The sequence below is a fragment of the Sodalis glossinidius str. 'morsitans' genome, from assembly GCF_000010085.1.
GTDB lineage: Bacteria > Pseudomonadota > Gammaproteobacteria > Enterobacterales > Enterobacteriaceae > Sodalis > Sodalis glossinidius.
The window spans coordinates 3,949,198-3,962,383 of sequence record NC_007712.1 but is presented as its reverse complement, the minus strand read 5'-3'; the positions used below and the strand labels follow the sequence as shown (position 1 = coordinate 3,962,383).

Annotated in this window: 11 protein-coding genes and 6 pseudogenes; 9 read left to right on the top strand and 8 right to left on the bottom strand. The window is 56.3% G+C overall.

Annotated features, from left to right (window positions below; all coding sequences use genetic code 11):
- Nucleotides 1–11 precede the first annotated feature (11 nt).
- Nucleotides 12–323, top strand: a pseudogene (locus tag SGP1_RS21015) (cytosine deaminase); the annotation flags it as partial.
- Nucleotides 324–488: 165 nt separating this feature from the next.
- Here SGP1_RS21015 and SGP1_RS21010 read toward each other — a convergent pair.
- Nucleotides 489–1,877, bottom strand: a pseudogene (locus tag SGP1_RS21010) (PLP-dependent aminotransferase family protein).
- A gap of 172 nt (nucleotides 1,878–2,049) precedes the next feature.
- Here SGP1_RS21010 and SGP1_RS36890 point away from each other — a divergent pair.
- Nucleotides 2,050–2,310, top strand: coding sequence for a DUF1127 domain-containing protein (locus SGP1_RS36890; protein WP_083765028.1), 261 nt, complete (start codon nucleotides 2,050–2,052; stop codon nucleotides 2,308–2,310).
- A 124-nt stretch (nucleotides 2,311–2,434) separates the two neighbouring features.
- Here the strand turns inward: SGP1_RS36890 and SGP1_RS34585 are convergent.
- Nucleotides 2,435–3,000 (bottom strand): annotated as a pseudogene (locus tag SGP1_RS34585) (HoxN/HupN/NixA family nickel/cobalt transporter); the annotation flags it as partial.
- Between the two features lie 409 nt (nucleotides 3,001–3,409).
- Nucleotides 3,410–4,316: pseudogene (gene tsgA / locus SGP1_RS34580) on the bottom strand (MFS transporter TsgA); the annotation flags it as partial.
- A gap of 334 nt (nucleotides 4,317–4,650) precedes the next feature.
- Between tsgA and ppiA the strand changes: the two are divergent.
- The 6 genes and pseudogenes from ppiA to argD all read left to right on the top strand — a co-directional run bounded on the left by ppiA (nucleotide 4,651) and on the right by argD (nucleotide 8,707).
- A complete protein-coding gene (ppiA, locus tag SGP1_RS20990) occupies nucleotides 4,651–5,223 on the top strand; it encodes a peptidylprolyl isomerase A (protein ID WP_011412111.1) in 573 nt (190 codons plus the stop codon).
- Between the two features lie 359 nt (nucleotides 5,224–5,582).
- Nucleotides 5,583–5,663, top strand: a complete 81-nt coding sequence (locus tag SGP1_RS36885) for a YhfG family protein (protein ID WP_083765025.1) — start codon at nucleotides 5,583–5,585, stop codon at nucleotides 5,661–5,663.
- Complete coding sequence (locus SGP1_RS35875) at nucleotides 5,635–5,748, top strand: YhfG family protein (protein WP_083765022.1); 114 nt, start codon at nucleotides 5,635–5,637, stop codon at nucleotides 5,746–5,748. The genes SGP1_RS36885 and SGP1_RS35875 overlap by 29 nt, the downstream gene beginning before the upstream one ends.
- Nucleotides 5,738–6,324: pseudogene (locus SGP1_RS20985) on the top strand (putative adenosine monophosphate-protein transferase Fic). Before SGP1_RS35875 ends, SGP1_RS20985 begins: the two are co-directional and overlap by 11 nt.
- Before the next feature lie 453 nt (nucleotides 6,325–6,777).
- Nucleotides 6,778–7,359, top strand: coding sequence for an aminodeoxychorismate synthase component II (locus SGP1_RS20980; RefSeq protein WP_011412110.1), 582 nt, complete (start codon nucleotides 6,778–6,780; stop codon nucleotides 7,357–7,359).
- A gap of 116 nt (nucleotides 7,360–7,475) precedes the next feature.
- Nucleotides 7,476–8,707: pseudogene (argD, locus tag SGP1_RS20975) on the top strand (bifunctional acetylornithine/succinyldiaminopimelate transaminase).
- On the opposite strand, the gene SGP1_RS36880 reads toward argD, so the two are convergent.
- The 4 genes from SGP1_RS36880 to crp all read right to left on the bottom strand — a co-directional run bounded on the left by SGP1_RS36880 (nucleotide 8,691) and on the right by crp (nucleotide 11,483).
- Nucleotides 8,691–9,608 carry an FUSC family protein gene (locus SGP1_RS36880; RefSeq protein WP_424141183.1) on the bottom strand — a complete coding sequence of 306 codons (918 nt, stop codon included), beginning with the start codon at nucleotides 9,606–9,608 and terminating at the stop codon, nucleotides 8,691–8,693. The pseudogene argD and the gene SGP1_RS36880 sit on opposite strands and share 17 nt — an antisense overlap.
- Before the next feature lie 386 nt (nucleotides 9,609–9,994).
- Entirely contained in the window at nucleotides 9,995–10,318 is a 324-nt protein-coding gene (locus tag SGP1_RS36875) for an FUSC family membrane protein (RefSeq protein WP_424141129.1), read from the bottom strand.
- Nucleotides 10,269–10,799 carry an FUSC family membrane protein gene (locus SGP1_RS36870; RefSeq protein WP_424141128.1) on the bottom strand — a complete coding sequence of 177 codons (531 nt, stop codon included), beginning with the start codon at nucleotides 10,797–10,799 and terminating at the stop codon, nucleotides 10,269–10,271. The genes SGP1_RS36875 and SGP1_RS36870 overlap by 50 nt, the downstream gene beginning before the upstream one ends.
- A gap of 51 nt (nucleotides 10,800–10,850) precedes the next feature.
- On the bottom strand, nucleotides 10,851–11,483 hold the full coding sequence (gene crp / locus SGP1_RS20965) for a cAMP-activated global transcriptional regulator CRP (protein ID WP_011412109.1): 633 nt from the start codon (nucleotides 11,481–11,483) through the stop codon (nucleotides 10,851–10,853).
- Between the two features lie 316 nt (nucleotides 11,484–11,799).
- Between crp and SGP1_RS20960 the strand changes: the two genes are divergently transcribed.
- The gene (locus SGP1_RS20960) at nucleotides 11,800–12,207 is read left to right on the top strand and encodes an OsmC family protein (RefSeq protein WP_011412108.1); all 408 of its coding nucleotides are present in this window, start codon (nucleotides 11,800–11,802) and stop codon (nucleotides 12,205–12,207) included.
- A gap of 46 nt (nucleotides 12,208–12,253) precedes the next feature.
- On the opposite strand, the gene SGP1_RS20955 is transcribed toward SGP1_RS20960, so the two are convergent.
- On the bottom strand, nucleotides 12,254–13,120 hold the full coding sequence (locus SGP1_RS20955) for a phosphoribulokinase (RefSeq protein ID WP_011412107.1): 867 nt from the start codon (nucleotides 13,118–13,120) through the stop codon (nucleotides 12,254–12,256).
- Nucleotides 13,121–13,186 lie beyond the last annotated feature (66 nt).

Here is a 13,186-nt window from a genome sequence, read left to right as displayed (position 1 = left end):
CGAGGTAACCCGTGCCAAATCCCCTGCTGCATACTATCAGTCACGTCCGGCGGCTGCCCTGGCGTGAAGGTTTATGTCAAATCACCCTCGAGCAGGGAATCATCTGCCGTCTGGCGCCGCAAAATCATGGTCAGCAGGACGGCGAAGGCGTCCTTAATGCCGAGGGCGGATTAGCAATACCGCCGTTTGTCGAACCCCACATTTATCTGGATACTACACAGACCGCCGGAGACCTCCACTGGAACGATTCCGGTACGCTGTTTGAGGGCATTGCCCGTTGGGCCGAGCGCAAAGCGATCCTGACCCATGAAGACGTCAAGACGCCGCCGCGCTATGTTATCCGTCACGGGCAGGTGATCGCGGAAACCCCGTCATCGCCATCGCGGCTGTATTTAGCGCAGCCGGAGACCGTGGATTTCCGCTGAGTAGGTGGGGTATTACTGTTCGTCCTGCGCCGTTTCCGCTGCCGGGTTCAGCCTGGCGCAGGCCTACAACTGCTGTTCCACCGTTTCGCCGATGCATTTTACAGCGGTTTCTATTGCCGGCATCATACGGTTGGCATAATTGAGGCGCAGGCAGTGGCGGTATTTCCCGGAGGCTGAGAAAATGGGTCCAACCGCCACCTGCACGCCCTTGCTTTCCAATTGACGGTTCAGCCGCATGGTATCAAACGCCGGCGGTAACTCTATCCACAGCAGGAACCCCCCCCCTGCGGTCGGCTTATCCGGGGCCCTTGCGGAAAATAACGCTGCACCCATTCCGTCATGATGTCGCGATTAAGTTGATAGCGGGCGTGCATCCGGCTCACGTGCTTGAGGTAGTGCCCCCCTGACGCAGAAATTCGGCGATGGCCAGCTGCGGCTGCGTGGCGCCGGTGCCGATATATTTCATGTGCAGTACCTGCTCCATATAGCGGCCTGGCTCGATCCAGACGATACGCAATCCCGGCGCCAGCGTTTTGGAAAACGAGCTGCACAGCAGCACCCGCCCATCTTCGTCAAAAGATTTTATCGTCCGCGGATAGTGATAGGCCAGATTGGCATAAACATCGTCTTCAATGATCGGCGTATCGTAACGTTGCGCCAGGGTCAATAACGCCACCTTGTGGGCGTCCGGTATGATATACCCGAGCGGATTATTGTAATTGGGCGTCAGTTGGATAGCCTTGATTGGCCACTGTTCGAGAGCAAGTTCCAATGCCTCCAGGCTGATGCCGGTAAGGGGATCGGTGGGAATTTCCAGCGCCTTCATGCCAAACCCTTTTAGGATTTGGGTGACACCATGAAAGCTGGGTGAGTCTACCGCCACAATATCCCCCCGGCCGGCATAGCGCATGAATGGCGATAGACAATGCTTCGTGACAGCCGGTGGTGATGATGATCCCCTCCGGCGCCACGTGGCTTCCGCTGTCTATCATGAGGCGCGCGATCTGCTCGCGCAGCGGAGCCGTTCAGTTCATCATAGTGCATGCTGCGCAGGTCCGGGTGTAGCGCCACGCGGCTCATGAGGGTCCGCAGCGGTTTCAGGGTGGTGGCGGTAACGTCAGGTACGCCGGGCCCTAAATGAATGACGTCGCGGGCGATGAGGGTACGGGTGAGTTGCAGCATCATGTCCCATTGCGAAATCTCCACCGGTCGCTGTGCGGGCCGGCACATTTCCGGCAGTCCGTGCTGCTGACAGACGAAATAGCCGGATTTGGGGCGGGCGGTGATTAACTGGCGGTGTTCGAGCACGCGATAGGCTTGCTGTACGGTACTGATGCTAACGCCATGTTCCACGCTTAGCGCGCGCACAGAGGGCAGGCGCTGGCCGCGGTTGTAAAGCCCTTGTTCAATGCGTTCGCCGATGATGTCGGCCAGATGATGGTAGCGGGTCATAGTTGCCTCATACAGATGGCCGTGTTAGCGGGAAAACCAGTACAGATCGCGCTTCAGAATACCATTACAGATGAAATAATCGCAATCTGTATGCTTAAAATAGTGCCTTTATGAATCTGTACCGTATTAGGGCGATCTTTCGTCATAGTCCTGTCCCCCAGCCACAGAAGCTATGATGAAAACGCCACCAAAATACTGTACCGCCTCACTAATGGCGCAATCCGACCATGCCGTTTGCCCGGCCGCCCTGGGTCGGTCAGGCTTTGTGCGCCGCATCTGGGCGCGGCTCCGCCGCTGGCTGCTCTACCGGCGCGACAAACGTATCCTGCTCGGCCTCAGTGACGACCAGCTACGGGACATCGGGTTGACACGCGACGACATTCATCGCGACAACGAGACGCTACACTCGCGCTGGAGCACCCGTCGGCGCTAAAGACGTCAACGCGGATGCTGTCAGGGCGTCTGGCCTGTAAGGCGCCCACGTCGGGCAAGGATACCGGCCATGATGGGCACATCAGGGCTGATGGCGCCATCGCCGGGCTTCGCGCGCCTTCAGGCCGCCAGCGGTAGTTAAGCACCGAAATTCCCCAGCACACGGCAAACAGTCCTATTGCCACAAAACCGGCGTTGCCCAAATGATCATTGAGCGAGGCTACCAGCCGCCAGGGGGCGCCCTCCAGATCAAACTTTTCCGCTAGCAGTCCTGCCGCCTCGAGTCCGCCGATGACCAGCGCCACCAGCACCGAGGTGGCGGTGACCGTCATATTGTAATAAAGCCTGCGCTGCGGCTTATTCAGCGCCCAACCATAGGCGTTAATCATCATCAGATTATCTAGGGTGTCCACAGCGCCATGCCGCTGGCGAACAGCGCCGGAAAGATCATTATCGACCAGATAGCGATACCCGCCGATGCGTCGGTGGCCGACAAGCCAAGCAGACCCACCTAGGTCGTGGTATCAAACCCCAGCCCGAATAGAAAACCTACCAGGTACATATGCCAGCTTTTACGCGTTAACCGGATTAGCGCGCCGAATAGACGGTACATCAGTCCGCCGCCCAGCGGCTCCTCGGGCGTCACGCCGCTTCCTTGCTTAAGCTTGCGAAAACGGCGGGGGAAGCTCCGGTCATGGTTACAAAATCCTTATAGACAGGGAAAGGGTAAACGTTTGTGCGCTCGTGGACATCGTGGACATCGTGGACACCGCGGCGGCTGACGGCGCACCGGGTCTCGTGACGGCCTTTCCGGCGGCGGACGGGTGCGGGCGCAGCATGCCACTGCGCAAACGATTGCGAGTCAGATCAATCCAGCCCCTTACGGCGCGCGAAACTACTATGACATGATGAAGGAAAGTGGATAAATAGATGATGTTGAGTTGCATTAACGCGGCGCCGTCAGAACCCGGCGCGGCGATTGTTTCCGGCAACGGTCGGCATGGAAAGGGTCTGGCCTTGGGCGCGCAGTGCTCGCCGGACTACCGTAGAAGGGGAGAGTGGTGAAAGAGGCCGGCTTGGGCAACAAGCCGGCCTAGACATTAGCCGACGGCCTGGCTATGGGTACGGTAACGACTGACAAAGCCCAGTAGCAAACACAGGACAAACACCGTCACATACAACAGATTGGAGGCTTGCAGCGCCGCGCCGACGCCATAACGGGCGACAATAGGACCGGTAATGACAAATGGCAGCATGGTGCCGATCGTGCCGTAAGTCAGAATAAAATTGACCAGTTTGGGCGATGTTACCGGGTCTGCTGCGATCCCAGCGTGATAATCGTGGTGTAAATCGCGCTGGAAACAAAGCCCAGCGCCAGCGAACACCAGGACAACAAAGTGGGGTCGCTGGCGTGGATAAACAGATACATGAAAAACGCCGACAGCGCTGCAAGCACCGTGACAGTACGCTGCAAATCGAAAAAGTGCAGCAGTGCGCTAAAGACCCACATCCCGATCATATAGGCGGTCCAGAAATTACCTACCAGTCCGCCGGCCTGTTGAATATCCATATCAAAACGCTACGTGGCGTATTCCGGCACCCAGGAGATGAAACCGAGCTGACCCAGGATGTAGCAGAGTGCGGCCAGTGCCAGCAGTGCCACGCCCGGCCCCCCAAGATTCCCGTGTTTGCTGCCTCTGCTCGCCCGCGGTGTCGGCGTCGCGCGCACTCAACACTGGAAAATCAGATAGTAGGATAAAGATCACCATATACCCCCGCCAATGCAGGCATACACCCAGTACCAGGTAATATGGCGCGCCAGCAGCACGCCGGCTAGCATGGGGAATAGCGTACCGGCCATACTGAAGAGTCGGTAAACAACAGGTGCGAGCCGCGCTGCCGCCCCGCATACAGATGGGTGATAAGATAGGTGCCGATGGACATCGTGATGCCGCTGACGACCCCTAAAACAAACATCGACAGGGAAAATATCGTCAGAGCTAATCCATGTTAGTCTTAATTTATTGTTTTAATTCATTTTAAACCTAGTTTTAATCTGATATCGACCGATGAAAGCCTGGCCTCTATCTAAAGTGATGACATCCTGCTTGTCTGCGAGAGGCGCAATCCTATCATGGCTTATTTATTATTTGCTGTTAAATATCTGGCAGATAATATCTTCACCGGCAGCAGGTGGGAAGGGTGGGCGTTTCATCACACTTTGGTCGGCACCGACGTAAATACTCCGTTACGTAAAAAAAGGTAAATGGCTGGCACTGCCGGAAACGGCTCTTTAGAATCTAATCGCTTCCCGTGGCCTTATCTCTTAAAAGGAATTCTTATGCTCAAACGCTCTCTGGCGACCGCTACTACCCTGCTTGCCCTGACATTTTGCTCTGCGGGTGCGTATGCCGCGGCACAGGACTCTCATGTGCTGTTGACCACTTCGGCGGGTAATATCGAGCTGGAATTGGACAGCGCCAAAGCGCCGGTTTCGGTAAACAACTTTGTGCAATACGTGAACAGCGGGTTTTATAACAACACCATTTTCCACCGCGTGATCCCCGGTTTTATGATCCAGGGTGGCGGTTTCAACCAGGACATGTCGCAAAAGCCCACCCAGGCGCCAATCAAAAATGAAGCCGACAATGGCCTGCGCAACACCCGCGGCACCATCGCCATGGCGCGAACCGCCGATAAAGATAGCGCGACCAGCCAATTCTTTATCAACGTGGCGGACAATGCTTTCCTCGATCACGGCCAGCGCGATTTCGGCTATGCCGTGTTCGGCAAGGTGGTGAAAGGGATCGAGGTGGCGGATAAAATTGCCCAGGTGCCCACCAAGAATGAGGGGCCATACCAGAACGTGCCGGTTGAGCCGATTGTCATTCTCTCTGCCAAAGTGCTGCCCTAGAGCTGAACCTAAAGTAAAGGTATCGACGCATAGCGGCCGGGCTTGCAGCAGGTCCCGCCGTGATGCTGCCTGGCGCGAGCTGACGTCCTACACCCCGCGGCGCAGGTTTTCTGGCGCGGATCTTTCCTACCCGTTGAGGCCGTCCCCTCTCTCTGCGTATCCGTGTCGGCGGGAGCGGCGCTTTTGCCTGACGTGCATCCCCGCCGCAGATTTTCAATCGTTCGTGGCCGTATCTACCCTGATCTCTTTCTCCCTGTTATGCCATGATGTCGGCTCGCTCAGTCTGTCCCAATGAAGCCGCTAATGCGGTTTATACTTACTCTTTCCAGGAACCCGGCAGTCTCTGACAGGAGCGACTGATGAAAAAAATGACCAAGAAACAAAAAGCGCGGCTATTCGCACAGCGCCGGAATGAAAATTTTTGCGCCAGTACCCCTTGAAGGTTATGACATCGTGCCAGTCACGCTGGAAGGCGAAGCACTCTCTGCCCGTCTGGACGCGCTGAGGAGGCACTATGAACGATAAAATCGGCGACGATCGCGATCCTTATCTTTATCCGGGCCTGAAGGTGCTGCGTAATCGCCTGAATATTCATGAAGCCGCAGGACTGCAAGAGGCGGAACTGGCGCTGAGAGCGCCGCGCGCCGCCTCGCTGGAGCTCGGACCGGCCACGATGGGGGTTGCCCTGGTTGTGCGCTATTTATACACCAGCTTTTCCAGGATATTTGTCCCTGGGCGGGCCAGTTGCGCAGCGTGGATATCTATCAAAACGATACCCGCTTTTGCCACTTCGCCTATTTGGAAACGGAAGGTAATGAGGTTATGCAGCGTTTGGAAGAAGAAGATTATCTGCGTGACCTGGCGTTTGAGCCGTTCTGTGACAAAGTGGCGACCTATTACGCTGATATCAATATGTTGCACCCTTTTCGGGAGGGGAATGGGCGTGCGTAGCTGATTATCCATGCCGGCTATGATATTCACTGGCATCCCATCAACTGGCAGGACTGGCTGAATGCCAACGAGGCCGGGGCGTTTGGCGATCCGGCGCTGCTGGCTGCATTATTCCGGCTGGCGGTGAGCGAGCCGGAGGAGCATCGTTAACCCCCTCCGCGTGGCGACCTGCTCTTTCGCGATATCGGCGCTCGCAGGGTAGCCGCACCTCAATGTGACACCTTGACCGCCTGGCGACAGGCCTGCCTAAGGCCTCCCCATCCGCGCGGCGTTAACGCCCCCTGTTGGCGCGGTATCCCACCGCTAACCCCTGAACCCGTATTGCCCGCTGTTGATCGGCGTCCGATACCGGGTTGCACCTCAGCCTGTGCCAGCGAATATCGCCTGCGGCTAACAGGAAAGCGCGGCTGTTTAACCGCCGAATCCCGGTTCTCCCCGTGTGTGATACCCCGGCCAAACATCTTTTCATACTGGACTTTTGCGGCAGTGTCCGTAGTCATGTCGCCGCCGTTGTCATACACTCGTTGCTAATCGGGATTCGGCGTCGAGCGGTGCGCGAAGGTGTGGCGGCAGAGGCGCATGAGCTATAGTTTAAGGAGAGTTATGAACGGATTGCTGATAATCGATAATTACGACTCATTCACCTGGAATCTTTATCAGTATTTCTGTGAACTGGGGGCGCAGGTGATGGTGCGCCGTCATGACAGTCTGGATCTCGCGGATATTGAGCGGCTGGCGCCGGCGCGTCTGGTCATCTCCCCCGGTCCGGGCAACCCGGACGAGGCGGGGATCTCCCTTACCGCTATTCGCCATTTTGCTGGCAGACTGCCGATCCTGGGGATCTGTCTGGGGCATCAGGCTATCGGGCAGGCGTTTGGCGCGCGTATCGTTCGTGCACGTCGGGTTATGCACGGTAAAACCTCCGTTATCCGGCACGATGGCCAAGGGGTGTTTGCCGGCCTGGCGCAGCCGCTGACGGTAACACGCTACCACTCGCTTATCATCGACGCCGCCAGTGTGCCGTCCTGTCTGGCGGTGACCGCCTGGAGCCAGCGTGAAGGGGAGCTGGATGAAATTATGGCCATCCGCCATCGTTCCTTGCCGCTGGAAGGTGTACAGTTTCATCCTGAAAGCATTATGAGTGAACAAGGTCATTATTTGCTGGCGAATTTCCTCAACCGTTGACATGGGTGTATTTTATTCTTTGACGGCAATGGCTCTTGACTTGAGTGTGACTTTTTATTCATATTATATGATTATATTTTCATTTCTTATCACGCCTTAGACAGAGTAAATACCTTATGAAAACAGACGATTCGGCAGTCACTCGGGAAACGTTCGATCAGGTTATTTTGCCGTTTTATGCACCCGCGCAGTTCATTCCGGTAAAAGGAGCCGGCAGCCGGGTTTGGGATCAGCAGGGCAAAGAATACGTCGATTTCTCCGGCGGTATCGCGGTTACCGCGCTGGGGCACTGTCATCCGGCGCTGGTGGCGGCGTTGAAAACGCAGGGGGAAACGTTGTGGCATACCAGCAACGTTTTTACTAACGAACCGGCGCTGCGCCTGGCGCGTAAGCTTATTTATGCAACCTTTGCCGATCGCTTATTCTTCGCCAATTCCGGCGGCGAGGCGAACGAGGCGGCGTTTAAACTGGCGCGCCATTACGCCATTACGCCATTACCCGCCACAGTCCGTACAAGACCAAAATCATTGCGTTTCATAATGCCTTCCATGGCCGCACGCTGTTTACCGTGTCGGTGGGAGGACAGCCCAAGTATTCGGACGGGTTTGGGCCGAAACCGGCGGATATCGTCCATGTGCCGTTCAACGATCTCGACGCGGTGAAAGCCGTCATTGATGATCACACCTGCTCTATCGTCCTTGAGCCGATACAGGGGGAAGGGGGCATTACCCCGGCGACGCCGGCGTTTTTACAAGGCGTGCGTGAATTATGCGATAAGCATCAGGCGCTGCTGGTGATGGATGAAGTGCAATGCGGCATGGGCCGCAGTGGCAAATTGTTCACCTATATGCATTACGGCGTGCAGCCGGATATCCTTACCGCCGCCAAAGCACTGGGCGGCGGTTTCCCCATTAGCGCGATGTTGACCACCGAAGACATTGCTTCTGTCATGGCGGTCGGCACCCACGGCACGACTTACGGCGGCAACCCGCTGGCCTGTGCGGTGGCGGAAGCCGCGCTGGACGTCATTAACTTGCCTGAGGTGCTGGCCGGTATCAATGAGCGTCATGAGCGTTTCATTCAGGCTTTGCATGACATTAACGCAAAGCATCATGTTTTCACCCAGGTGCGCGGCATGGGGCTGCTGTTGGGCGCGGAGTTGGCGCCGGGCTTTCAGGGACGGGCACGGGATTTCCTGCATGCCGCCGCGCTGGAAGGGGTCATGATCCTCAACGCCGGCCCCGATGTGATTCGCTTCGCTCCCTCGCTGGTGGTGGCGTTTGACGATATCGCCGAGGGGCTGGCGCGTTTTGAGAAAGCCGTGGCGCACGTCACCCGCTCGGCTTGACTGCCGTCGAAGGTTCCCCGCCTGCGGCGTATCGCGCAAGCCAAAACCCGTGCTGGGGCCGCTGCGGCCAGGCTACCGACGAAATGGTGTGCATCACGCCCAGATGGAACAAAATGCGCCGTAAATGGCGCTCCATCAGCGTTACCGCCTGATCCTGTGGTCCGTCGGTATTAAAATTTCCCGGGTTCTCGGTGCTCGGGCCGTCATATTCCAGCCGCTGCTGACAGCTTTGCAGCGCCACCTCGCAGGAGGCCAGATAATCGGCCGCAAGCGTAGCGGTCAGCATATAGTGATCGCGCGCCAGCGTGGTCATGGCGTTGATATATTCCACAATAAACTGACTGTGGGTGACCCACAGGCGCATATCGCTCAGGTACCGGGAGTTAAACCCTAGCTCCTGCATAGCCTGGCTTAGGGAAGTGAACAGGGCATTATGCGCCTGATTGACCCGCATGCGGGCATAGGCCAACGCCGGCGCGGTGGGGTCAGGTTGCAGCAGCAACCGTAGCGCTTCCTGATCGCGCTCCAGCGCCTGGTGGGCGTTTTTGCGCAGCAGACCGCTCTGCCATTGCGGCCACAGCCATAGCGTGCCGCCAAACGCCAGCATACAGCCAATCAAGGTATCGACCAGCCGCGGCAGCAGGAAATGCGCGCCGTTTAACGACAGCAGTTGCAGGGTATACACGGTCACTAGCGTCATGCCGGTCATCGCCAGACCGTAATTTTTACGCAGCACCAAATAGCCGGCAAGCGTCACCAGCAGCATGCCGGTCAGGATAACGCCATCGCCCATCTGCAACTGGAGCGTCCCCGTGGCGATGACCAAGCACGCCAGGGTGCCCAGCGCCCGATGCTGAATGCGCACCCGGGTAGCGTTATAGCCATTCTGGCTGACAAACATGATAGTCATCAAGATCCAATAGGGTTTCGGTAGGTTGAACACCAGGCCCAGACTACTGCCGACAGCCAGCATAAGGCCTAGGCGGGCGGCATTACGCAGCGCCATGGATTTAAGGGAACAATAAATTTTCAGCGCCGGCCAGAACGGCAAACGCTGCTGGTTATCCGCCATCACATCACGACGATAAAGAGGACGTTGGGAGCGCAACAGGCGGTAGATGCGGCTGAAATGGAAATAGCAGAACTGGCCTACCGGATTATCCGGATTGGTGGCGGGCGATCTTTTCCAGCGCCGACAGGCCGGCATCGGCAGAAAAACGGTCAGGCGGGCGATGATAAAGAATATCGTCCGCCAAGACGCGCAGCCGGGCGGCGGCGACACGCGCGTTATAGCGCAATACCCGCCTCGGCGTGGCTTTGCTGCACCAGCTTTTGCACTTCGTCCGGCTGGTGCAGGTTCACCGCGATATGCTCTTGTAAATCCAGCGCAACCTGGAAGGCGCGTAGCAGTTTCTTGTACTGGGTGAGATGGTTAGCGGAGAGCATATGCAACTGCTGATACACTTGCGATATCTGGTCGATAACTTTCTGCTGGCGGGCAAACAGCGGCGGCAGCGCGCTGTCGGGATCGGTATGCTGAGTCAGCAGGCTGTATTTTGCTTCAATATAATCCGCTAGCTCTCGGTACAGCAAACTGAGCGCTTCGCGCATCGGCTGCTCTTGCCACAGCCGGAACCACAGCGCGTTGAACAGCCCATACCAGGCGGGGTCCCCGCACATAGAGCAGCGGTGGCAGCCAGAGCGGCACATTGCCGGTCAGTCCCAGGGTAAATACCGCAGCGATAAGCGATGCCGGCAGCAGGAGGCCATGCAGCGGACTGATTTCGCCGCTGACGCCGAACAGGAGCGCCAGGCCCAACATGACAAACGGCAGCGGGGCGCCGTGCGCCAACAGCAACTGGATAAATATACTGCTCAGGGCAAACAGCGAGCCGCCGACGGCCAGCCGTTTAAAGAAACGCTTATGGAGCTGATCCAGGCCGGCGATGTTACAGCAGGCGGGCACCAGAGAGAACAGCAGCCCCTGTTGCAGACTGTTGAACATTAGGCCGATAGCGACCGGCAGGCACAGGACTATCGTTTGCCTCAGGGCATAATTTACTTCGGGGTGATAAATGAGTCTGCGCCACATAAGTCAACTAAAGGGGCGTGGCCGTCCTGACCATGCCCGTGGTGAGAGAGATTAGCGGGTACCGTAAACGACAATGGTTTTTCCGTGGGCGGAGATGAGATTCTGATCCTCAAGCATTTTCAAAATACGGCCGACCGTTTCCCGTGAACAGCCGACAATCTGGCCGATTTCCTGCCGGGTAATTTTGATTTGCATACCGTCCGGATGGGTCATGGCGTCCGGCTGCTTGGCCAGGTTCAGCAATGTTTGCGCGATTCGCCCGGTCACATCCAGGAAGGCCAGGTTGCCGACTTTCTCTGAGGTTACCTGAAGGCGGCTGGCCATTTGTGAAGACAGACGCATCAAGATGTCGGGATTCACCTGGATCAACTGGCGAAATTTCTTATAGGAGATTTCCGCCACTTCACAGGCCGTTTTCGCCCGCACCCAGGCGCTGCGCTCCTGCCCTTCTTCAAACAACCCCAGCTCGCCGATAAAATCGCCCTGATTAAGATAGGAAAGGATCATCTCCTTACCCTCTTCATCCTTGATAAGCACCGCGACGGAGCCTTTGACGATGTAGTAGAGCGTTTCAGCCTTTTCACCCTGGTGAATCAACGTACTCTTCGATGGATACTTATGAATATGGCAATGAGACAGGAACCATTCGAGAGTCGGGTCTGTTTGCGGTTTGCCAAGAACCATTCGCTGTTATCCTCTTTTGTCATCGCTGTCCTGTGTCAGGAGCAACGTATTCCCTGTAATGTAAGGTGTTATTATGATGTCATTCCGTTCATAAACGGAACCTATAAAGGGAACTTATCAGGTCCAATGTTGGTGACGTTTCGATCGCTCTCTTGCTCTTTCACTGTCAGTGAGTTCGATCCTGCCTTGTTTTTAGCATAGCTTTGAGAGGCTGTCTTGTATTGTCTCGCTTCAGCATGATGCATCTGCGGTTACATTGCCAGTTTGCCGGCAAAAAGGTAGTCTTTCATAAAGAATTTTATCAGGAGTTAACGCTATGCAAGCGCGAGTGAAGTGGGTGGAAGGGCTGTCATTTATCGGCGAATCCGCCTCGGGCCATCAGATTATCATGGATGGCAACAGCGGCGAAAAGGCCCCCAGCCCGATGGAAATGCTGCTGATGTCCGCCGGCGGCTGTAGCGCTATTGACGTGGTATCGATTCTGCAAAAGGGCCGCGCCGACGTGCGCGACTGCGAGGTCAAACTGACGTCGACCCGCCGCGAAGAAGCGCCGCGCCTGTTTACCCATATTAATCTGCATTTCGTTGTCACCGGCCGCGACCTGACGGACAAGATCGTGGAGCGGGCGGTCGCGCTTTCGGCGGAAAAGTACTGTTCGGTATCGCTGATGTTGGGCAAAGCCGCCACTATTACGCACAGCTTCGAGGTGCGTAATCTCGACTGAGAACAGGGATTGGCGTCGCCTGCAACGGGGACGCCATCGTTGCCCTTTAGCGAATTCGTTTTCCTTCCAGCAATTGTTTGACCAGCGGCGCCATAATCAATTCCATTGCCAGACCCATTTTGCCACCCGGCACCACCAGCGTGTTGATGTTGGAAATAAACCATCCCTGCAGCATGGCCAATAAATAGGGAAAGTCGATGTCGTCCAGGTCGCGGAAGTGAATGACGACAAAACTTTCGTACAATGACGGAATCGCTTTAGCTGCAAAGGGATTGGATGTGTCCACCGTCGGCACCCGCTGAAAGTTGATATGGGTACGGGAAAATTGCGGCGTGATAAAATTGATGTAATCTTCCATGGAGCGCACCACGGAATCCATAACGGCTTCGTGTGAATGACCACGTTCATTAGTATCGCGCACCAATTTTTGGATCCACTCCAGGTTGACTATCGGCACCACGCCCACCAGCAAATCCACATGGCGCGCAACATCATTTTGTTCGGTCACGACGCCGCCGTGCAGCCCTTCGTAAAAGAGAACATCGGTCGGCTCCGGCAGTGGCTGCCAGGGGGTAAAGGTACCAAGTACCTGATTATAGGGAACCGCTTCGCCATAGGTATGCAAGTATTTACGCGCTTGTCCGCGCCCGCTTTCCCCATAATGGTAAAACGTTCTCTCCAGTAGGTCGAAGTTATTCGCATCCGGGCCGAAATAACTCACGTGCCGGCCTAAATCACGCGCTTTACGAATAGCCAGATCCATTTCCGGCCGGGTGAAGTGGTGAAAGCTGTCGCCTTCCAGCTCCGCGGCGCGGATAGTTAATTGCTGAAAGATTTTGCGAAAAGCCAGGCTGGTGGTGGTACCGGCGCCGCTGGAGCCGGTGACCCTAATAATGTTGATAACCTCTGTCAAATGACGTGCGGTCGGGCGCAGGTTATCGTTATCACGTTTGGCACCGCAGGGCCACCGCGAGGCTTG